The organism is Rhizomicrobium sp., from assembly GCA_037200385.1.
In the GTDB taxonomy this organism is placed as follows: Bacteria; Pseudomonadota; Alphaproteobacteria; order Micropepsales; family Micropepsaceae; genus Rhizomicrobium.
The window spans coordinates 1,684,547-1,705,643 of sequence record JBBCGL010000001.1; the positions used below are offsets into that span (position 1 = coordinate 1,684,547).

Genomic DNA, 21,097 nt, shown 5'->3' on the forward strand with positions numbered 1-21,097 from the left:
TGTCCTTCCTGATCCTTCTGAAAGACGTTCGCCCGAGCATCGCCCCGACACCAACGCCGATCCACCGCCCCGGCACGGGGGGCCGAAATTCGGGGAGCGAATTTTCGGGTGGGATTGCCAGCCGCCGTCCCGACACGCACCGCGCCCTCGGGCGCATGAAATAAACCTCCGCAACCCTTGATTGCATAGAATGAAAGCCTATCTGCGGCGGATGCCCGTGAGCCCGCGCCCCGTCCGTCCTGCCTCGCCGTCCCCGCGGCAGCGCCCGCGCGCGCCCGACCGCGCCGCTGTCCGGCCGCCCGCCGTCCCGCCCCTGTCCCCCGCGATCGTCCAATGGTGTCAGGCCCTTGGCGCGAAATCGGCGGAATTGAACCTCCAATCCGCACTTTTTCCACCGCGGCGAAAACCCGGCGCGCCGCTGGGCAACCGCAATCGCTGGATCCATGGCCGCTACAGCCGCGCCGCCCGGGCCGCGCGTGCCGCCGCCCGCGCCGCCCGCCGTGCCTCCGCCCAGCGCCTGACGGATGCCCGCGCCCTGGGCGGCCTGCTGCGGGCGCTGGAGGGCCTAATCCACGGGCGCCGGCGCCTGCGGCACGGTTCGCCAGAATTCGCCGTCATGGCCGAAAAATATACGCGCGCCCTCGCCCTGCAGGCGCCGGAGCTCCGCCAGGCTCTCGAGCATCTGGTCCCGGTTGTAGGCCTGGGCCGGCAGGTGGAGCGTGTCGAGCGTCTGCCGGAGGTAGCAGCAATCGGCGGCGAGCACGACGCTGCCGCTGGCGATCCGGACGCGCAGCGATTGATGGCCGGGGGTGTGCCCCGGCGTCGGGAAGACGACGACGTCGCCGTCGCCGAACAGGTCGAGCGCGCCGTCGAGGACGCGGACCGTCTCCATATGGGCGAAGTTGGCGGGGTTGTAGATTCCGGCCGCCTGGGTGCTGGGCAGCTGCGCCGCGCGCCACTCCTTGGCATGCACGATCAGCGTCGCGTCGGGGAAGAACGCGTTGCCGCCGCAATGGTCGAAATGCAGATGCGAGTTGACGACATAGCGGATGTCGGCGGGCCTCAGACGGAGCCGCGCGAGATGCGACGCGATGTCGGTGCCCGGCGGGAAGTCGATCGCCTGCGCCGGGCGGTCGATCGCGGCGGCCTGCTGCAGCGCGAGGTTGAGCCCGGTGTCGAACAGGACGCGGCCTTGGCGGTGTTCGATCAGATAGGCCGGGATCGGCACGGTGATGCGGCCCGCCTCGCCGGCGAGGAAGGCGTCGCGCGCATCGCTGAGATGGCCGCAGGTGAAGGCGAAGAGCGCCGCCGTCACCTCAATGCTCCCCGATCGCCGCCAGCACCGTGTCCTCGGTCAGGATCTGCGGCAGCACCGTCGCCTCCGCCGCCCCCGGCGGATAATAGAGGTAGAGCGGCACGCCGTATCGTCCGTGTACGGACAAAAGCGCCGTGATCGCCGGATCGCGCCGCGTCCAGTCGGCGACGACATAGGCGACATGGCGGCGCGCGAACGCCGCTTTCAAGCGCGGCCCCGACAGCGCGACCTCGTCGTTGACCAGGCAGGTGATGCACCACGCCGCCGTCGCGTTGACGAACACCGGCCGGCCCTCGCCGCGCAGCGCCGCGAGCCGCGCCGCCGAATAAGGCTCCGACGCCAGACCGGTGGCGTTCACGCTCGACGCTTGCGCCGGCAGCGCCTTGAGGACGGAGAGACAGGACAGCGCCGCGAGAATGGCGACCAGGGTCAGCAGCGCCCCGATCCCGCGGCCGCGCGGCGCGAAGCTGCGCGACAGGCCCCAGATCCAGGCGCCGAATCCGACTGCGACCATCGCCGCCAGCACCGCCGCCACCGCATTGGCGCCCGCCTGCTGCGCCAGCACCCAGACGAGCCACGCCGCGGTGCCGTACATCGCGAAGGCCAGCGCCTGCTTGAACACGATCATCCAGGTCCCGGGCCGCGGCAGCGCGCGCAGCAGCAGCGGCGAGACGCCGACCGCGACGAACGGCGCGGCGAAGCCGATGCCGAGCGCGAGGAACACGCCGAGCGCCAGGGCCGCGGGCTGCGTCAGGGCAAAGCCGAGCGCCGCCGCCATGAACGGCGCGGTGCAGGGCGCCGCGACCGCGACGGCCAGCACGCCGGTGAAGAACGAGCCCACCGCGCCGCCCGCATGGGTGAGCCGGTCGCCGCCGCCGAAGCCCGCGACCTCGAACACACCCGACAGGTTGAGCCCGACGCCGAACATCAACAGCGCGAAACCCGCGACGACGATCGGCTCCTGCAACTGGAAGCCCCAGCCGATCGCCGCGCCGCCGGCGCGCAAGCCCAGCAGCAGGCCGCCCAGCGCCAGGAAGCTCAGCACCGCGCCGGCGCCATAGGCGACGCTCTCGCGCACCGCTTCGCGGCGGTCGCGTCCCGCCTGCGACGACAGCGCGAAGGCCTTCATCGCCAGGATCGGCAGCACGCAAGGCATCAGGTTCAGGATCAGCCCGCCGAGAAAGGCGAGCAATAACGCGGTGAGGAAGCCGCCCGACGCGCTGCCTTCCGCGAAGACCGGCGCCGCCACCGGCCCAGGCTGCGCAGCGACCGCCACCGCTTGCACCGACCCGTCGCGCGACGTCAGCACCAGCACGCCGCGCAGCTCGCGCGTCTTGCCGAAGCCTTTGCCCGGCGTCATGCGCAGCACGAGCCCGTCGCGATTGCTGCCCAGGCGCTGCGGCGCCGTGTATTTCACGGTGTCGTCGAACGGAAAGAAATCGACGCCGACTGGCGCCGCCAACTGCAGACCCGCACTCGCGATGCCCAGATCGAGGATGCCGCCATCGGCGTGATAGCGCACCGGCCAGGGCGCCGGCACCGGAAGGCGAGTCCGCGCTGCGGCGAACGCAGCGGCATCCCGTGCCGCGCCGGGCGCGCCCACGACGAGCGTGACGCTGAGCGTCCGGTCCTCCGGAACGCAGACCTCCTTGCACACCAGCCAGCTTGCGGCGGCTTTCAGCGTGACGCGGTCGCCGGGCTTGGCATCGGCCGGCGCGGTGACGGACGAGAGGATCCAGACCGTGCCCTCATAGCCGAAATCCATGAACGGCCCGACCGGCAAGCGCTTCGGATAGGGCCATTGCAGCGCGCCGGCCTTCCATCGCTGCGGCAGCGACCAGTCCAGCGTGGTCGGCTGCCCGACATCGCCGGGGTTGCGCCAATAGGTGTGCCAGCCGGCCCGGATGATCTGCTCGAAAGCCACCGTCATCGTGCCGCCCGGCGCGATGCTGTCCTGCTCGGCGATCAGCCGCGCCTGGACCTTGGGCGCGCCGTCGACCTGCGCCAGGGCGGGCACGGCGAACAACATCGCGAGCAGCAGGGTCAGGAATGCTCTCATCCTGAGCGTCATAGCTGCGTCCGCGTGCCTCCGCCAGCGCCCTCGCGCAGGCGTGAGCGCAAGGCTAGGCTCCCGCGCAACCACCATCGAGGAAACGAACATGCGCAACAGCAACCGCCAATGGATCCTGCGCAAGCGGCCGGAAGGCGACATCAAGCCGGGCGATCTCGAACTGGTGGAGCAGCCCATCCCCGTCCCCGGTCCCGGCCAGTTCCTGATGCGCACCGTGTATCTCTCGCTCGATCCCACCAACCGCATCTGGATGAGCGACATGGATCAGTACATGCCGCCCGTGGTGCTGGGCGAGGTGATGCGCGGCGGCACCATCGGCGTGGTCGAGCAGTCGAACAATCCGGCCTTCCAGCCTGGCGACGTCGTCAACGCCTTCAGCGGCTGGCAGGAATATGTCGTGCTCGACGGCGCCCAGAAGCTCGACAAGTCCGTCCCCCTGCCCGCCTATATGAGCGTGCTCGGCGCCACCGGCGCCACCGCCTATTTCGGCCTGCTCGACCTTGGCCAGCCCAAGCCGGGCGAGACCGTCGTCGTCTCCGCCGCCTGCGGCGCCGTCGGCTCCATCGTCGGCCAGATCGCCAAGCTCAAGGGCTGCCGGGTCGTCGGGCTCGCGGGTTCGGACGAGAAGTGCCGCCACGCGGTCGACGTTCTCGGCTTCGATGCCTGCATCAACTACAAGACGGAAGATCTCCGTACCGCGCTGCGCCGCGAATGCCCGAACGGCATCGACGTCGATTTCGAGAATGCCGGCGGCGAGATCCTTGATGCCGTGATGGAGCAGATCAATCTCAAGGCCCGCATCGTGCTGTGCGGGATGATCTCGCAGTACAATGCCGTGACCCCGCCGCCCGGCCCCAGCCTCACCAACGTCCTGATGAAGCGGGCGCGGATCGAGGGCTTCATCATCATCGACTACCTGCCGCGCTTCGCCGAATTCATCGCCGCGATGGGCCCCTGGGTGTCGGAAGGCAAGATCAAATACGACACCACCATCGTGCCCGGCATCGAGAACGCGCTCGACGCGCTCGGCATGCTGTTCACCGGCGGCAACACCGGCAAGCTGCTGCTGCAGGTCTCGCAGGAGTCCTGAGTGCGGATCACGGGCGGCGCATTGCGCGGTCGGTCGTTGGCCGAGCCGCCGGACAACCGGGTGCGGCCGACCTCCGACAAGGTGCGGCAGGCGATCTTCAACATCCTCGCGCACAACGCTTTCGGCTTCACGCTCGCGGGCGCGAACGTCGTCGACCTGTTTGCGGGCACCGGCGCGCTCGGGCTGGAGGCGTTGAGCCGCGGCGCCGGCTTCGCGCTGTTCGTCGACGACAGCGCCGACAGCCGCGCCCTGATCCGGCGCAATGTCGAGGGCCTCGGCCTCACCGGCACGACCAAGATCTGGCGGCGCGATGCCGCCGATCTCGGCCCGCTCGGCGCCGGTGCCGGCGGCCCGTTCAGCCTTGCCTTCCTCGACGCGCCTTATCGCAAGGGTCTCAGCGAGCGGGCCCTGGCCAGCCTGGCCGCGGGCGGCTGGCTTGCCCCGGACGCGCTCATCATTATCGAGACCGCAAGTGACGAGACGCTCGCCCCGCCCGATGGCTTCCGCTCAGTCGACTCCCGCAACTATGGCGAGACTGCGATTCATATCTTCAGCGCTTCCTCGGCCTGAGTCTGCGACGCATCGATGAGCTCTGCCGCATGCGCCGCATAGTAGCGCTGCAGCAGGACGAACACCGTCGCGGCGCCGACGAAGGCGATGAGGATGGCGTCGGCGATCGGATAGCCGAGCCCGGTGATCGCGGCCCCGAGGCACAGGCCGCTCGTCACGCCGACATCCCAGCCGCCCTCCGCCGCGATGTGGAATCGCAGCACGCATTGCGAGCGCTTCGCCTGGTTGTACACCGCCGTCATCAGCGTCGGCACATAGAGGCAGGAGACCAGGGCGCCCAGCGCATTGGCCGCGACCGCGAGCACCGGATGATGCGCCACGCTGGCCCGCAAGGCGATGACGGCCGACAGCAGGCCGACCGAATACCACACGGCGCGGCTGCCCTTGCCGGAATCGATCAACCTGCCGAGCACAAGGCCGCCGACCGCCCCGACCAGGGCCGCGATGGCCAGCGCGCCGCCATAGGCGAGATAGTCCTGGCCGAGGGTCACGAACAGCGCGACCTGCCAGACGATGAAATACCCCGCCGCCACCCAGCCATCGGCGACGAACAACATGACGCCGGACAACGCGGCGCGGAACACGCCGGGTGCGCTGCGCGCGACGGCGATATCCGGCGTCCAGAGCAGCGGAATGGCCGACAGCACCTGCACCGCGCCGGTCGCCCAGAAAGCGGTCTGCGGTCCGAAGACGACCAGCAGCCAGCCGGCCGCCAGCGGGCTGACGATGCCGAGCATCGCCGCGACCGCCTCGCGGATGCCGAGCTGCTGGCCGCGGTGCTCGGCATCGCCGAGGGCCGCGAAATAGGCGTGATAGCTCGGCCAGTAGACCGTGTCGGCCAGGGCCGAGACCAGCACCAGCCAGACCAGGCCCCAGCCCACGCCGTGGACCCCCGCGAGGAAGGGATAGCTGCAGCCCATCAGGACCGCCCCGAGCACCACCAGCCGGCGCAACCCGATCCGGATCCCGAGCGGAAGCAGGACGGTGCGGATCGCCAGGCGGGAACCGAAGACGATCGCGAGGGTCAGCAGCACGGCCGGTACGCCCAGACCGGCCTTCAGCAGATAGACGGAAAAGAACGCCCCGCCGCCGCCGATCGCGACGGTGCCGATGACGTAATGCAGGTTGAGCAGATTTATGGTGCGATTGTGAAAGAAGGCCATGGTGGTCCCCAAGGAACGTGTTGGCGAGAATCAGGCATGCGTCTTCCTTCGGCGGGCCGCGCGCGGCGCGCACCGAAAGAGCGAGTTACCTTGTTCGTCCGACCAACACTTTTGGACCGATCCTTCCTTGATCCCGTCACGCTAGACCGTCACGACGACACCTTCAATCGACAGGGGGGAGGAACGGCGGCGAAAATGCGCTACTGTGTCATCCATGACGACACACTTCCGCCCCGCGACCGCCGCCGACGCGAAATTCCTCGGCTGGGTGATGTTCATGGCGGCGCGCGGACACCTGCCGCGCGGCTGGTTCGACATCGTGCTGCGCCGCCCGGTCGAGTTCGACCTCGCCTTCTGCGCCCGGCTGGCGAACGCCAAGGCGAAATCGTGGTGGCACCATTCCTTCTTCACCATCGCCGAAGTCGATGGCGCGCCGGCGGCGGCCGCCTGCGCCTTTCCGGACGAGGCGCCTTACAGGGTCTCGGGCGACGCGATGGCGGAAGCGTCCGACCGGATGGGCATCGGCAAGGCCGAGCAGGCCGAGCTCTGGCCGCGCGGCCGCTTCATGATGAGCGCCACCAGCGGCGACGAGGATTGCTGGACCATCGAGAACGTCGCGACCCTGCCGGAATTCCGCGGCCAGGGCATCGCGCGGACGCTGATCGAGCACATGCTCGACGCCATGGCGACGGGCCGCGGCCCCAAACAGGTGCAGATCAGCTTCCTCATCGGCAACGCGCCGGCGGAAGCGGTCTATCGCGCCTGCGGTTTCACCTTCGCCGAGGAGAAGCTTGCCAAGGATTTCGAAGCGGCGATGGGCGTGCCGGGAATCCGGCGGCTGGCGCTCGATCTATAGCAGGTCAGGCCGCAATCGCGGCCGGCGCGCCGAGGCCCAAGGCCTTGATGTCATCCTCCAAGATCGCGTGGAAGAACTGTCCGCGTACCGCGTCGGCACCGGTGAAGTCCGGCGCCAGCGTCTTGCCGCCGGGCAGACGCAAGCTGCCGAGATTGGCTTTCTCGAACTTGGCATGCGCCAGCCGGGCGTTGCGGAAGGAGGCCCCGCGCAGGTCGGCGCCGGAGAAATCGCAGTCCCGCAGATCGGCGCCCTCGAACCGGGCGCCCTGCAATTGGCAGTCGGAAAAATCCATCCCGATCGCCAGCACGCGCCGCGCCGACAGGCCGCTCAGCGCCTTGCCGGCGAACTGGCTGCGCACGACCCGCAAGTCCTCGCCGTCGAGAACGGCCTGCGCGCCTTGCACCGCGCCGCTGGCGATGCAGAGTACATGCCCGTCGAGCATCGCGACGAGCGCGCCGGCCCTCGCCATGGCCGCGGCCGTGGCGCTCAGGATGCAGCCTTCCAGCGCCTGTGGCGGAACGCCGAGATCGGCGATGTTCACGCCGGTCAGGACGGCGTTCTTGAAGGTGACATTGGACAGTCTGGCGTTCTTGAAATTGGCGCCTTCCAGGATCGCGCCGGAAAAGTTCACGCCCTCGAGCTGGGCATGGCCGAAGGACGCGCCCTTGAGCGACGCGTTGGAGAAATCGACGCGATAGGTCTCTTCGCCCTCCTTGGCCGCGCCCGGCCCCTTATAGGCGACGGTGACGGCGCGCAGATCCGCGCCGTCCAGTCGCGCGAAGCCGAGCCTGGCGCCGCAGATCGAGGCGCCGCGCAGATCGGCCTTGACGAGCTTGGCCGAGGTGAGGTCGCAGTCGCGCAGATCGGCGCAATGCAGATTGGCGCGGTCGAGCGTCGTGCCGAACGCGACGGCGCCGACCAGCGAGGCGAAAGAGAAATCCGCTTCGGCGAGATTGCGGTTGGCGAGGTTGAGGCGGTCGAGCTTGGTCCGCGCAAGCTCCGCCTTGGCGGCGCCGCGCTGATAGGACAGCATCCGCTCATGCGCGAGGAGCACGGCGTTGAGCTCCTGCTGGCTCAGCGCCTTCCGCGGATCCTGATAGAGGCTCTTGAGCATGAACGCCCGCTGCAGCACGATTCCGGCCCGTCGGACGGATCGTGCGAGTGTCGCAGACAAGCCTTAAGGAAATGCTTGCGCCGGTGCGACGGCCGACAACATCCCAAATCCGCCGCGGCCCTATCGCCGCCCGAACAACCGCTCGATATCGCTGAGCTTGAGCTCCACATAGGTCGGTCGGCCATGATTGCATTGGCCGCTATGGGGCGTCGCTTCCATCTCGCGCAGCAGTGCGTTCATCTCTTCCGCATTGAGGCGCCGGCCGGCGCGCACGCTCGTATGGCACGCCAAGGTGCCGGCGACCTCTTCGAGGCGTTCCTTGAGCGAGAGCGCATTGCCCGTCTCCGCGATATCGTCGGCGAGGTCGCGGATCAGGCCCTTGATGTCGGCCTTGCCGAGCATCGCCGGCATCTCCCGCACCATCACCGCGTCGGGACCGAAGGGCTCGACCACCAGGCCGAGTTCGGCAAGCTCGCCGGCCCGCGCGGCGACGCGAGTGACCTCGGCGGGATCGAGTTCGACCACTTCGGGGATGAGCAGCGGCTGGCGCGCGATGCCGCCGCTCTCCAGGCCCTTCTTCATGCGCTCATAGACCAGCCGTTCATGCGCCGCATGCTGGTCGACGATCACGATGCCGTCCGGCGTCTGCGCGATCACATAGGTCTCGTGCAATTGCGCCCGCGCGACGCCGAGCGGAAGCTCCTGCGCGGCGTGTTGTGCCGCCGGTTCTTCGATGCGTGCGGCCGGCGCCGCATTGCCGTCCAGCAGCGGCGCATAGAAATTCCGCCCTGGGTCGTTGGTCCCCGGGCGCGGCGTGTAATCCTGCTGGTAGAATGTCCCCGTCTGCGGCCGCAGCGCCGCGAGTGCCGCCCCTGCGACCGTGGTCGAGGCGCGATGCCCCGCATCGGCCAGGGCATGCTTGAGCGACGAAACGATCAGCCCGCGCACCAGGCCGGCGTCGCGGAAGCGCACCTCGGTCTTGGCGGGATGCACATTGACGTCGACGAAAGCCGGATCGCAGTGCAGGAACAGGGCGAGCGCGGGATGGCGGTCGCGCGCGAGGAAATCGGCATAGGCGCCGCGCACCGCGCCGACCAAAAGCTTGTCGCGCACCGGGCGGCCGTTGACGAACAGGAACTGCATCTGAGCGTTGGCGCGGTTGTAGGTGGGAAGGCCCGCGAAGCCTGCGATGGCGACGCCCTCGCGGCTGACATTCACCGGCGCGGCGTTGTCGCCGAAATCGCGGCCCATGATCTTCGACAGGCGCTTCAGCTGGGGACCGATCAGATCGGTCTCTGCGGGCAGATCGAGGGCGCGGCGGCCGTCCATGACGAGCGTAAAGCTCACATCGGGGCGCGACATGGCGAGGCGCTTGATCACATCGAGCGTCGCGAGATCCTCGGAGCGCGCCGATTTGAGGAATTTGAGCCGCGCCGGCGTGGCGAAGAACAGCTCGCGCACCTCCACCCGCGTGCCGTGCTGGCCCATGGCCCGGAAACCCGTCGGCGACGGGCCGGACAACATGCCGCCATCGACCTTGATCTCATGCGCCTCGCCGCGCGCGGTGCGGCTGCAGATCGTCAGCCGCGCGACCGCGCCGATGGAGGGCAACGCCTCGCCGCGAAAGCCCATGGTCACGATATGCGAGAGGTCGTCGGCCGGCAGCTTGGAGGTCGCATGGCGCTCGACCGCGAGGCGCAGATCGTCGGCCTCCATGCCTTCGCCGTCATCCTCGACCAGGATGAGGTCGACGCCGCCGCTGGCGGTTGTGATCTCGATGCGGTGCGCGCCGGCGTCGAGCGCGTTCTCGACCAGTTCCTTCACAGCGCTCGCAGGCCGTTCGACCACTTCGCCGGCGGCGATGCGGTTCACGGTTCCCTCGGACAGGCGGCGAATCTTCATGCGCCGACTATACACGGCCATTGCCGCACACCCGCAAAAGCGCTGTGGATGAAGGGTTTCATCGTTTCCTCCCCCGTGGTTACGGGGGAGGAAGACGGCGACGCGGCTCTATCCTTCGCCGAGGAACTGCCTTGCCAGCACCTTGCCCTCTTCCACCCCGGGCTGGTCGAAGGGATCGACGCCCATCAGGCGGCCCATCAGGATGGTCTCCAGCATGAAATGCATCATCAGCGCGCCGACCGCTTCTTCGTCGATCTTCGGCACGCGGATCTGCCGCACCGGACGGCCGTTCTTCGACAAGGTCTGCGCCGTGGCGCGCGCCTCTGCGGCAACCAGGTCGCCCATATGCTTGCCGGCCAGATAGTCGAGGCCCAGCGCGCGGGCGCGCGCGGGCGGCGCGACGAGGCCTTCGCCTTTGGTGTCGGGCACGACCAGCGTGTAGAGCGCATCGTTCGGCCCATCGCGGAAGAGCTGGAGCTGGCTGTGCTGGTCCACCGGACCGACCGCGCCGACCGGCGTCGAACCCTTGCCATCCTTGCCCAGGCTCTCGGCCCAGAGCTGGCGCCACCAGCCGCTGAACGTGCCCAGGCGGTCGGCATAGTTCCACAGCACGGTGTGGTGCAGCTTGCCCTCGCGTGCGAGGGCGTGATGCAGCGCGGCACCGGCGGCAGAACTCGCCTGCTCGGCCGAGGGCGCATCGAGCACCGCGTCGCGCGCCGCCTTCGCACCGGCACGCAGGGCGTGGACATCGAGGCCCATCAGCAGCGCGGGCAGGATGCCGACCATGCTGAGCACCGAATAGCGCCCGCCGATCCCGAGCGGATGATCGAGCTTCGGCGCACCGATGCTGTCGGCGAAATCGGCCAGCGCGCTCTTCTTCGGCTCGGTGATCGCCACGAAATGCTGCTTGAGCCATTTGCCGCCGCCCGCCTTCTCGATGGCTTCGGCCGCGGTAAGCGCCTGGAACAGCGTCTCGGCGGTGCCGCCGGACTTGCTGATCACGATGAAGCGCGTTGTCTTGAGGTCGAAGCCTGCGATGGCCTCGGCCCAGCTCCAGGGATCGGGATTGTCGTGGAAGGTGACGCGCGGCGTGTGGCCGGCCTTGGCGATCGCCTTCAAGGCCTGGCCGCCGAGGCTCGAGCCGCCGATGCCGAGCACGGCGACGTCGGACGTGTCCTTGCTCCATTCGTCGGCGACGGCCTTCGCGGCGTCGATGTCGTCGGTCCGCTCGACGATGTCGAGGAGTTCGAGGGCGTGTGCTTTCTTCTGGTCCCTGAGCCAGGCGAGCGCCGTGCCGGCCTCCTGGAGCGCGGCGTCGAACGCGGGACGCGGGACCGCGCCGGGTCCGCCCAGCGCCAGGTCGAGGGAGATGCTGAAGGGAAGAGCCATGGGCGTGTCCTTTGTGTTCCTACCCTCCCGCTGGGAGGGGCGAAAATCGGGCGGAGCGACCCTCCCGCAAGGGACGGGCCGAAGCAACAACTCACCCGCGCGAGGCGGGTTTCCTGGCCGGCTTGTGACCGGTCGACGCGACCGCGATGCTGCCGCCGACAACGACCGTGAGGCGGGCGGGATCGAACAGGCGAGCCGCGGCGCGCTTCACATCGGCCAGCGTCAGCGCCCGGATCAGGCCGTTGCGCCGCGCCACATAGTCGAGCGGCAGACCGGCCCGCTGGAAGCTGTTGAGCTGCGAGGCGATTCCAGCATTGGATGCGAAGGCCAGCGGATAGGAGCCGGTCAGATAGGTCTTGGCGTCGTCGAGCTCGGCCTGGGTCGGGCCGTGCGCGGCGTAGTCGGCGAGAACATGCCGGACGACGGCCAGCGAAGCATCCATCGCGTCGTTGCGGGTCGCGACCTGGCCGACCACCAGGCCGCCGCCATGGAAATCGCTCAAACCCGTCGAGATTCCATAGGTCAGGCCGCGCTTCTCGCGCACCTCGTCCGTCAGGCGCGAAGAGAATCCACCGCCGCCCACAATGTGATTGGCGACGTAGGCCGCAAGATAGTCGGGATCGGCGCGGGAGAGACCCGGAAGGCCGAAGACCGCGGTCGGCTGCGGCACGGCCATCGCGACGACGCTCTCGCCCGGCGCCCCGGCGTGCAGCACGGGCGGCGGCGGCGCAGGCACCGCGGCCGGCAGCGCATCGAACGTCGACTTGAGCAGTGTGGTCAGCGTCGCCGGATCGACGTCTCCCGAGACCGCGATCTTTGCGCCGCCCTTGACCCAGTGGTCGCGCGCGAAGGCTTTGAGGTCCGCCACGCCGATATGCTCAAGGCCCGGTTCGTCGCCGCCGACGGCGTGGGCGTAGGGATGCGTGCCGAAATAGACTTTGTAGAATCGGTCGCCCGCCACGGCGGCGGGATCGGAGGCGTCCTGGCGCAGGCTCTGCAGCATCTGCACGCGGACGCGCGCGACGGCGTCGGCATCGAAGCGCGGATGCTGGAGCGCGAGCGCGAAGAGCCGGAAGGCCTCCTTGCTTTGCGAGGATAGCATGGTGAGCGAAAGGACGAGGTAATCGCGGTCGGGCGCGATCGAAAGCTGGATGCCGCGGTCGGCGAGCGCGCGCTGATAGTCCTCGGAGCGCAGCGGGCCGGCGCCCTCATTGAACATATAGGCGGCGAGCGCGGCGAGGCCGGCTTTGCCGGCCGGGTCGTAGCCCGAGCCGGCGGGCAGCGAGATGCTGAGCGCCACCATCGGCACGGTGTGGTCTTCCTCGAACCAGACCTGCTCGTTCGCCCCGATCTCAAGGATGCGCGGCGGCGATGCGAAGGCGGGCACGGCGCACATCGCCGTGAAACAGAGCGCGGCGACGAGCTTTCTCACGCCGGCCCCGGTGTCAGGTAGAGCGTCACGGATTCGCGGCGTTGCAGGGCTTGCGCCGCCGCATCGCGCACGGCCGCGGCGCTGACGGCTTCGATGCGGCGCGGCCAGCTCTGCACCTCCGCGACGTTCTGGCCGACGACCAGTGCCTGGCCGTATTCGGTCGCGAGCGACAGCTGGTTGTCGCGGCGGAAGACCTCGCCGGCGACGAGCTGGGTCTTGGTGCGTGCCAGGTCCGGCGCTGCGGCCGCCCGGTGCGCGAGTTGTGCGATCAGCGCGTCGACCGCGCGTTCCACGACGGCGAGCGCGACACCGGACCGCGGCACGGCATAGACCGAGAAAGAGCCGGAATTGCGCGCGTCGCCGTCATAGCTTGCGCCAGCATCGGTGGCGAGCTTCTGCTCGACCACGAGCTTGCGGTAGAGCAATCCGTTGGCGTCGCCGCCCAGAAGCGCCGCGAGCACGTCGAGCGCCTCGGCCTGGCCGGACCGGGCGGTGGAATAGCTCGGGACCCGATAGGCGCGCGTGAAGCTCGGCACCGTCGCATCGGGGCGCGAGATCGCGAGGCGCGTCTCGCCCAGCCGCTGCGGCTCGGCGAACACGGTGCGCGGCTCCAGCGGACGGGCGGGAACGCGCGCGAGGGTCGACGCCGCGTCGGCCTTCACCTCGTCCGGCGTGACGTCGCCCGCGATCACCAGGATCGCGTTGTTGGGCGCATAGTGATGGTCGTAGAAGCTCTGCGCCGCGGCACGATCGAGGCGCTGCACCTCCTGCGGCCAGCCGATCACCGGGCGGCCATAGGGATGGGAGAGATACAGCGCGGCGTCGACCTGCTCGCCGGCCAGCGCGGCCGGACTGTTCTCGATACGCATGCGGCGCTCTTCCAGCACCACGTCCCGCTCGGTGCGCACGGCGGCGTCCGAGAGGTCGAGATGCGCCATGCGGTCGGCCTCGAGCGTCATGGCGAGCTTGAGGCGGTCGCGCGCGATCTGCTCGTAGAACGCGGTGTAGTCTTCGGTGGTGAAGGCGTTGTCGTCGCCGCCATTGCGGGCAAGGTCGCGGCTGAAGGCGCCGTTCGGCTCCGCCTTGGTGCCGCGGAACATCATGTGTTCGAAGAAATGCGCGAGACCGGAGCGGCCCGGCGGATCGTCCATCCCGCCGACGCGGTACCAGATCATCTGGGTGGCGACCGGGGCGCGGTGGTCGGGAATGACCACGACCTCCATGCCGTTGGCGAGCGTGAACTGCGAAACGACGGGATCGGCGGCCCGCGCGGGCGCAAGGGCGAAAAACGCGACGGCACATAGGACGGCGCAGCATCGCCGGAAATCGCCTCCCCACAAGGGGGAGGTCGTCGAAGACGGATGCATCACATGAAGGAGCAAGTGATCAGAACGGCCACAGACCGCTGAGCCAGCCGTCGTCGCTCTTGGCCGGCGGCGGAGCGGGCGGTGGTGCCGGCGTTGCCGTGGCGGCGGCCGGCGCGTTGGCCGCGCCGCCATTGCGGGCGGCATCGACCCGGCGCGCCTCGGCGTCGGCATCGACCGGCGTCGAGCCCGGCGCCGGCGTCGGGCCGTTCCAGAACAGCACGTTCTTGGTGAAATCGTCGTCGGAGCCCCGCATGCCGGCGCCGTCGGCGGCGATCTGGCGGCGGATCGTCGGGTCGGCGTTCTGCACGCCGGCCGAAGCAAGCAGATAGCGCTCGCCCATGCTCATGCTGGGCGGCAGCGAAGCCGCGACGGTGGCCGGATCGGCGTTGAACAGGGCGTTCTGCGCCGCCTGGGTCGGCTCGACCTGGTTGGCGGGCGCCGTGCCCGGCGCCGGCGGCTTCAGGTTGAAGTCGGGCGGGATGACCAGCGGCGCCTTGGTGACGACCGCGAACTCGTCCGGCGAATCCTTGCCCTGCCCCGCGGCATTGCGCAGCGTGTCGCAGCCGGCCAGCGTGACGGCGGCGCCGGCGAGAAGCGCGATGCCAAGGACTTTGCGCGAAACCATCGACTACTCCTGAACAGATCTACGTTTTTCCGGCTCCGGGCCGCTCTCCGGCCGCATCAGCGCATCATACAGCAGCGCGATGACGCCGAAAGTAATGGCGGCGTCGGCCACGTTGAACACATACCAGTGATAGCCGAAGCCGTGAAAGTCAAAAAAATCGGCCACCCAGCCATAGATCAGCCGGTCGACCAGATTGTTCCCGATCGCCCCGCCGATCACGAGCCCCAGCCCGACCGTCAACGCCCGGCGCGGTGCGTTCCATAGCCACCAGCCAAGCCCGATTACCGCCAGAAACGAGAGAAAAACGAGGAGGGCGACGCCCCAGCTGCTATGGGCCGGGAACAGGCCGTAGCTGACGCCATGGTTGCGGACCATGGTCAGATTAAAGAACGGCAATATGGGGATGGAGACATAGTCCTCCGCCGCCTTGAAGCCGAGCCCATAAAGGATGGCGAGCTTGCTCGCCTGGTCGAGGAAGAGCGCCCCTGCCGCCGCCGCAAGCCCCCAGTCGCGCGGTGTCATGCGCAACGTCACTTTCCTCCCCCGTTGTAACGGGGGAGGTGGCTTGGCGCGGCAGCGCCAAGACGGAAGGGGCCGGCGCAGGCGGCTGCCCCCCTCCACCATCCGCCTACGCTAAAGCTTCGGCGGATGGTCCCCCTCCCCCGCAACAGCGGGGGAGGAGATTTCGGAGCGATGTCAGCCGGCCGCATCCACCGCCTCGCTGCAGCGGTTGCAGAGATCCGGATGCGCCGGATGCGTCCCGACTTCCTCCAGGATCATCCAGCAGCGGGCGCATTTGTCGCCCTCGGCATGATGGAATTCCGCCGCGACGCCAGCGATCTCCGGCAGGCGGAAGGCGTCGACGGGTGCCTCATGCGTCGAGACCCTGGCGCGCGAGGTGATCGCGATCTCGCCGAGGTCGAGGCCGTCGAACAGCGCGGCGTCCTTCGGCTCGCTCACATAGAGCACCGGCCGCGCTTCGAGGCTGGCGCCGATCACCTTGTCGCGGCGCTTGATCTCCAGCGCGCCGGTGACCACACGGCGCAGGGTGCGAATGCGATCCCATTTCTGGATCAGGGCATCGTCCTGCCAGGTCGCCGGCGTCTCCGGAAAGGTCTGCAAGTGGACGCTGTCGTCGGCACCTGGGAAGCGCAGCAGCCAGGCTTCTTCCATGGTGAAGCACAAGATCGGCGCCAGCCAGGTCGCGACCCGCCGGAACACCTCATCGGTCACCGTGCGCGAGGCGCGACGGCGCGCCGACGACTTCGCATCGCAATAGAGCGCGTCCTTGCGGATGTCGAAATAGAAGGCCGACAGCTCGTTGGTACAGAAGCTGAACACCGTGTTGTAAGCGCGGTTGAAGTCGTAGGTGCGATAGCTCTCGCGCACCACCGCGTCGATCTCGGCCAGCTTGGCGAGGATGAAGCGCTCGAGCTCCGGCATCTCGTCCACGCCGATGCGCTCCTTCGCGTCGAACCCTTCGAGGTTCGCGAGCATGAAGCGGATGGTGTTGCGCAGCCGGCGATAGGCGTCGGTGTTGGACTGGATGATGTCGTTGCCCATCCGCAGGTCCTGGGTGAAGTCGGACGACGCCACCCAGAGGCGGAAGATGTCGGCGCCGTTCTTGTCGGCGATGGTCTGCGGCAGGATGACGTTGCCGACCGATTTCGACATCTTGTCGCCCTCGCGGTCGAGCACGAAGCCGGCGGTCAGCACCTCGTCATAGGGCGCGCGGCCGCGGGTGGCGCAGCTTTCGAGCAGCGAGGACTGGAACCAGCCGCGATGCTGGTCGGAGCCTTCCAGATAAAGGTCGGCGTGGTCCTTCTGCGGCCACTCGGGCTCCAGCGGCTGCTCCACCGTGAAGACATGGGTCGAGCCGGAGTCGAACCACACGTCCAGGATGTCCTTCACCTGCTCGTAATCGGACGGATCGCGTTCGTTGCCGAGGAAGCGGGCAGCGGAGTCGGCCTTGAACCAGGCGTCGGCACCCTCGACCTCGAACGCATCGCCGATGCGCTGGTTGACGGCCGGATCGTTGAGGATCTCGCCGGACGCCTTCTCCACGAAGATCGCGAGCGGCACGCCCCAGGCGCGCTGGCGCGACAGCACCCAGTCGGGGCGGTCCTTGACCATGCCCGCGATGCGGTTCTGGCCCGAGGGCGGATACCATTTGGTGTCGCCGATGGCGGTCATGGCGCGCTCGCGCAGCGTGCCGCCGCCGGGGATCTCCTTGTCCATCGCCGCGAACCATTGCGGCGTGGCGCGGAAGATCACCGGCGCCTTGGAGCGCCAGGAATGCGGATAGGAATGGCGCAGCGTGCCCTTGGCGAGCAGCGCGCCGGCATCGATCAATTCCTTGATCACCGCGCCATTCGCATCGCCCTCCTTCTTGCCGTCGCGCGACAGGATGAACTTGCCCGCGAAGATCGGGACATGGGCGTTGAAGGAGCCGTCTTCCTTCACGACGTTGAAGGCATCCGGATTGCTTGCGGCATAGCCCGGATAGGTGTCCATCATCAGGACGAAGTCTTCCTCGCCATGGCCGGGCGCGGTGTGGACGAAGCCGGTGCCGGTGTCGGCGGTGACGTGATCGCCGGGCAAGACCGGAACGTCGAACTCGTAGCCCTTGCCGCGGAACGGATGCGCCGCGACCGCGTCCTTCGGATCGGCGGCGTGCAGCCGCTTAAGAGTGATCTTGGAATGCCGCGCGGTCTGGTCGGCCAGCGCATCGGCCAGCGCGATCTTCTCGCCGACGGAGGCGAGCGCGCCCTCTTCCGCTACCACTACCTCATAGACGCCGTAGTCGAGCGTCGGGGCGAAGGCGATGGCGCGGTTGCCGGGGATGGTCCAAGGCGTGGTCGTCCAGATGACGATGCTCGTGTCCTTGAGCGAGTCCGAGCCTTTCACGATGGGAAACTTCACATAGATCGTCGGGCTGGTCTTCTCGTGATACTCGACCTCGGCCTCGGCGAGGGCGGTCTTCTCGACCGGCGACCACATCACGGGGCGGAAGCCGCGATAGAGCAGCTTGTTGTCGACGAATTTGTGCAGCTCGCGTGCGATGGTCGCCTCGGCGCGATAATCCATCGTCGTATAGGGCTTGTCCCACTGGCCCATGCAGCCCAGGCGCTTGAACTGCGCGCGCTGGACGTCGATCCAGTGATTGGCGAAGTCGCGGCAATCCTTGCGCAGCTGGTCGATCGGCACGTCGTCCTTGGACTTGCCTTCCTTGCGGTATTTCTCCTCGATCTTCCATTCGATCGGCAGGCCGTGGCAATCCCAGCCCGGGATGTAGGGCGCGTCGAAGCCGAGGAAGCCGCGGCTGCGCACCACGATGTCCTTGAGCACCTTGTTGAGGCCGGTGCCCGAATGGATCTCGCCATTGGCGTAGGGCGGGCCGTCATGCAGCACGAAGAGCGGACGGCCCTTCGCCTGTTTGCGGATGCGGCCGTAGAGGTCCATAGCCTCCCAGCGCGCGAGCCATCTGGGCTCGGCTTCGGGCAGGCCGGCCTTCATCGGAAAGTCGGTCGAAGGCAGGAACAGGGTGGCACGATAGTCGTGCGCGTCGCTCGGTGTGTCGGTCTTGGCCATTGTCTCTAAAGGCTTTCGCGGAAAGTGGTTGGCGAGGTTTCGAACCCGGCCTCCGCGCGTGAGGGGTCAGCCCCGGCGCAGAGCCGGGTGGCGAATTCGCGAAAATCCCGCGAAATCAAGCATTTGCGTTCGAGCCTAAATCGGTTTGGTTGGTTCTAACAGCGCCGGAGGGGGAGCGTCCATCCTTTCCTCCCCCGTGGTTACGGGGGAGGGGGACCGCATCGCGCAGCGATGTGGTGGAGGGGGCGGCCACCGGCGTCGGCCCCCTCCGTCTCATCGCTGCGCGATGAGCCACCTCCCCCGTAACAACGGGGGAAGGAAACTATGGCGCGGTCGCCAAAGCCTTCCGCGCCGTCTCGCTGTCGCGGTTCATCTGCGCGACCAGCGCGTCCAGCGAGTCGAACTTCGCCTCGGGCCGCAGATAGGCGATCAGCTCGACCGCCATGTGCTTGCCGTAGAGATCGCCGGCAAAATCGAACAGATGGGTCTCCAGCAGCGGCACGTCCGTCTCGAACATCGGACGGATGCCGAAATTGGCGACGCCGTCATGCACCGCGACCACGCAGCCCTCCTCGATGATTTTCGCGCGCACCGCATAGATGCCGAAGGCCGGCTTCAGGCAATCGTCGAGCCGCATATTGGCGGTCGGAAAGCCGATGGTGCGGCCGCGCTTGTCGCCATGCTCGACCCTGGCCTCGATGCCCCAGTGATGGCCGAGCAGGCGCGCCGCGATTTCCGGCTTGCCGGCTTTCAGCGCGTCCCGGATTTCGGTGGACGAGATCTTGTCGTGGCCATGCGCCATGACGGGATCGAACAGTGTGACGCCGAAGCCCTCCATTTCGCCCATATAGCCCAGCAATGCGGCATCGCCGGCCCGGCCCTTGCCGAACTGGAAATCGCGCCCCACCACGACGGCACCGACGGCGAGCGCGTCGACCAGCACGTCCATCACGAAATCCTCGGCGGATTTGGCGGCCATCTCGGCGTCGAAGTGCAGCGCATAGAGGACGTCGGCGCCGAGTTCGGCGATCAGCCGCGCCTTGGCATGGAACGGGGTGAGGCGGAAGGACTCCGGCGAGGGCCGGAAGAACTCCTGCGGATGCGGCTCGAAGGCGAGGACGCCGAACGATGCGCTCCGCTCGCGCGCCATGTCGCGCGCCGCACCGAGCAGCGCCTGGTGGCCCAGATGCACCCCGTCGAAATTGCCGACCGCCACCACCGCGCCCTTATAGGCATCGGGCACATCCTTGTAGTGGCGGAAGATGCGCATCAGGCTTTCGGACGCGCCGGCGCCATGACCATCGCCTCGCCGTCGACCACCGTGGTGTCGCCCACCTTGGCGACGCAGTCGAACACGACGCGGCGCTTGTCGGCCACGACCTCGCGCACCGTGCAGGTCGCGGTGACCGTGTCGCCGATCCGCACCGGCGCCTTGAAGCGCGTCGTCAGCGACAGGAAGATCGTGCCGGGGCCCGGCATCTTCATGCCCAGCACCGTGGAGATGTAGGACGCCGACAGCACGCCATGCGCGATGCGGCCCTTGAAGATGGTCTTGGCGGCGAACGCTTCGTCGAAATGGACGGGGTTCACGTCGCCCGAGACCTCGCCGAACAGTTCGATGTCGCGTTCGGTCACCGTCTTGGTGAAGCTTTCGGACATGCCGGGCTTCAGGTCGTCGATATAATAGGTCATGGCTCCGTTCTAACGGAGCCCACGCCTACCAGACAAGCGCCCGCATCGCCGCGCGGGCATGCACGCCCTCCTTGGCGAAGAGTTCGGCCATATGAGCCGGCGTGAACTCCCGGACGTCCTCGCCATGGATGCCGTCCGCGATGAACAGCGCGTCGAAGCCGGCGGCGTTGGCGCCCTTCACGTCGGTCTTCAGGCCGTCGCCGATGCACAGCATCCGCCGCGCCCCGCCGGCCACGGCGCGGACATGGTCGTAGATCGGACCGTGCGGTTTGCCATAGTAAACGACCTTCCCGCCGATCGCCTCATAGGCCTTCGCCAGCGACCCCGCGCAATAGACCAGCTTGCCGCCGCGCTGGACCACGAGGTCGGGATTGGCGCAGAGCATGGCGAGGTCCCGCGCCTTCAGGTCGGCCAGCATCGCCTTGTAGTCGTCGGGCCCTTCGACGTCGTCATTGTAGGGGCCCGTGCAGAGGACGATCTCCGCCTGGGCGAGGTCGACGAGGTCGACCCCGAGGCCGTCGAACACGCCGTGATCGCGCGCGGGTCCCAGATGCAGCATGGCGACGCCGCCGCGGGCGGCGCGCCTGGCGAGATCCTCGCGCGCGGCGCCCCCCGAGGTGACGATGGTGTCGTAGCAATCGAGCGGCACGCCGAAGCGCTCGAACTGGCTCTCGATATCGCTGGCCGGGCGCGGCGCATTGGAGAGCAGGATGACGCGGCCGCGGGTTTCGCGGAACGCCTTGAGCGCGGCGCAGGCCGGCGCGAAGGCCGCCACGCCGTTGTGCAGCACGCCCCAGACGTCGCAGATCAGGGCGTCATAGTCCTGCGCGATGTCCGAAAAGTGCTGCAACAGCAAGGGCTCGTCCGTCATGTGCTAGCGGTCGCATGTCCGGCGCCGCGCGGTCAATGGGGCGTGTTGG

General features: G+C 68.3%; 17 protein-coding genes. 3 read left to right on the forward strand and 14 right to left on the reverse strand.

Translation table 11 applies throughout. From position 1 onward, the window contains the following. Positions 1–565: 565 nt before the first annotated feature. Together WDM91_07880 and WDM91_07885 are read right to left on the reverse strand one after the other, a co-directional pair. Positions 566–1,315, reverse strand: a complete 750-nt coding sequence (locus WDM91_07880) for an N-acyl homoserine lactonase family protein (GenBank protein MEI9994497.1) — start codon at positions 1,313–1,315, stop codon at positions 566–568. Between the two features lies 1 nt (position 1,316). Beyond that, entirely contained in the window at positions 1,317–3,374 is a 2,058-nt protein-coding gene (locus WDM91_07885; protein MEI9994498.1) for a protein-disulfide reductase DsbD domain-containing protein, read from the reverse strand. A gap of 100 nt (positions 3,375–3,474) precedes the next feature. On the opposite strand from WDM91_07885, the gene WDM91_07890 reads away from it, so the two are divergent. After that, positions 3,475–4,476 carry an NADP-dependent oxidoreductase gene (locus WDM91_07890; GenBank protein ID MEI9994499.1) on the forward strand — a complete coding sequence of 334 codons (1,002 nt, stop codon included), beginning with the start codon at positions 3,475–3,477 and terminating at the stop codon, positions 4,474–4,476. 36 nt (positions 4,477–4,512) lie between these two features. After that, positions 4,513–5,046 carry a 16S rRNA (guanine(966)-N(2))-methyltransferase RsmD gene (gene rsmD, locus WDM91_07895; GenBank protein MEI9994500.1) on the forward strand — a complete coding sequence of 178 codons (534 nt, stop codon included), beginning with the start codon at positions 4,513–4,515 and terminating at the stop codon, positions 5,044–5,046. On the opposite strand, the gene WDM91_07900 is transcribed toward rsmD, so the two are convergent. Beyond that, positions 5,019–6,209 carry an MFS transporter gene (locus WDM91_07900; GenBank protein MEI9994501.1) on the reverse strand — a complete coding sequence of 397 codons (1,191 nt, stop codon included), beginning with the start codon at positions 6,207–6,209 and terminating at the stop codon, positions 5,019–5,021. The genes rsmD and WDM91_07900 overlap by 28 nt on opposite strands. Before the next feature lie 214 nt (positions 6,210–6,423). On the opposite strand from WDM91_07900, the gene WDM91_07905 reads away from it, so the two are divergent. Beyond that, positions 6,424–7,065, forward strand: coding sequence for a GNAT family N-acetyltransferase (locus WDM91_07905; protein MEI9994502.1), 642 nt, complete (start codon positions 6,424–6,426; stop codon positions 7,063–7,065). A gap of 4 nt (positions 7,066–7,069) precedes the next feature. Here the strand turns inward: WDM91_07905 and WDM91_07910 are convergent, their stop codons facing one another. The 11 genes from WDM91_07910 to WDM91_07960 all read right to left on the reverse strand — a co-directional run bounded on the left by WDM91_07910 (position 7,070) and on the right by WDM91_07960 (position 21,048). Next, a complete protein-coding gene (locus tag WDM91_07910; protein ID MEI9994503.1) occupies positions 7,070–8,179 on the reverse strand; it encodes a pentapeptide repeat-containing protein in 1,110 nt (369 codons plus the stop codon). A 120-nt stretch (positions 8,180–8,299) separates the two neighbouring features. After that, positions 8,300–10,081, reverse strand: coding sequence for a DNA mismatch repair endonuclease MutL (gene mutL, locus WDM91_07915; GenBank protein ID MEI9994504.1), 1,782 nt, complete (start codon positions 10,079–10,081; stop codon positions 8,300–8,302). A 108-nt stretch (positions 10,082–10,189) separates the two neighbouring features. Beyond that, entirely contained in the window at positions 10,190–11,470 is a 1,281-nt protein-coding gene (locus tag WDM91_07920; protein ID MEI9994505.1) for a hypothetical protein, read from the reverse strand. Positions 11,471–11,561: 91 nt separating this feature from the next. After that, positions 11,562–12,902, reverse strand: a complete 1,341-nt coding sequence (locus WDM91_07925; protein MEI9994506.1) for a pitrilysin family protein — start codon at positions 12,900–12,902, stop codon at positions 11,562–11,564. Then, positions 12,899–14,242, reverse strand: coding sequence for a pitrilysin family protein (locus WDM91_07930; protein MEI9994507.1), 1,344 nt, complete (start codon positions 14,240–14,242; stop codon positions 12,899–12,901). The genes WDM91_07925 and WDM91_07930 overlap by 4 nt, the downstream gene beginning before the upstream one ends. Positions 14,243–14,288: 46 nt before the next feature. Next, on the reverse strand, positions 14,289–14,894 hold the full coding sequence (locus tag WDM91_07935; protein ID MEI9994508.1) for a DUF3035 domain-containing protein: 606 nt from the start codon (positions 14,892–14,894) through the stop codon (positions 14,289–14,291). A 3-nt stretch (positions 14,895–14,897) separates the two neighbouring features. Then, the gene (lspA, locus tag WDM91_07940) at positions 14,898–15,416 is read right to left on the reverse strand and encodes a signal peptidase II (GenBank protein MEI9994509.1); all 519 of its coding nucleotides are present in this window, start codon (positions 15,414–15,416) and stop codon (positions 14,898–14,900) included. A 174-nt stretch (positions 15,417–15,590) separates the two neighbouring features. Beyond that, entirely contained in the window at positions 15,591–18,485 is a 2,895-nt protein-coding gene (gene ileS / locus WDM91_07945; GenBank protein MEI9994510.1) for an isoleucine--tRNA ligase, read from the reverse strand. Positions 18,486–18,807: 322 nt separating this feature from the next. Next, positions 18,808–19,755: a bifunctional riboflavin kinase/FAD synthetase gene (locus WDM91_07950; GenBank protein MEI9994511.1), complete on the reverse strand. Its 948-nt coding sequence runs from the start codon at positions 19,753–19,755 to the stop codon at positions 18,808–18,810. After that, positions 19,755–20,177 (reverse strand): MaoC family dehydratase, encoded by a 423-nt coding sequence (locus tag WDM91_07955; GenBank protein ID MEI9994512.1) that lies wholly within the window; start codon positions 20,175–20,177, stop codon positions 19,755–19,757. Before WDM91_07955 ends, WDM91_07950 begins: the two co-directional genes overlap by 1 nt. Positions 20,178–20,202: 25 nt before the next feature. Continuing rightward, positions 20,203–21,048, reverse strand: coding sequence for a TIGR01459 family HAD-type hydrolase (locus WDM91_07960; protein ID MEI9994513.1), 846 nt, complete (start codon positions 21,046–21,048; stop codon positions 20,203–20,205). Positions 21,049–21,097: the final 49 nt, after the last annotated feature.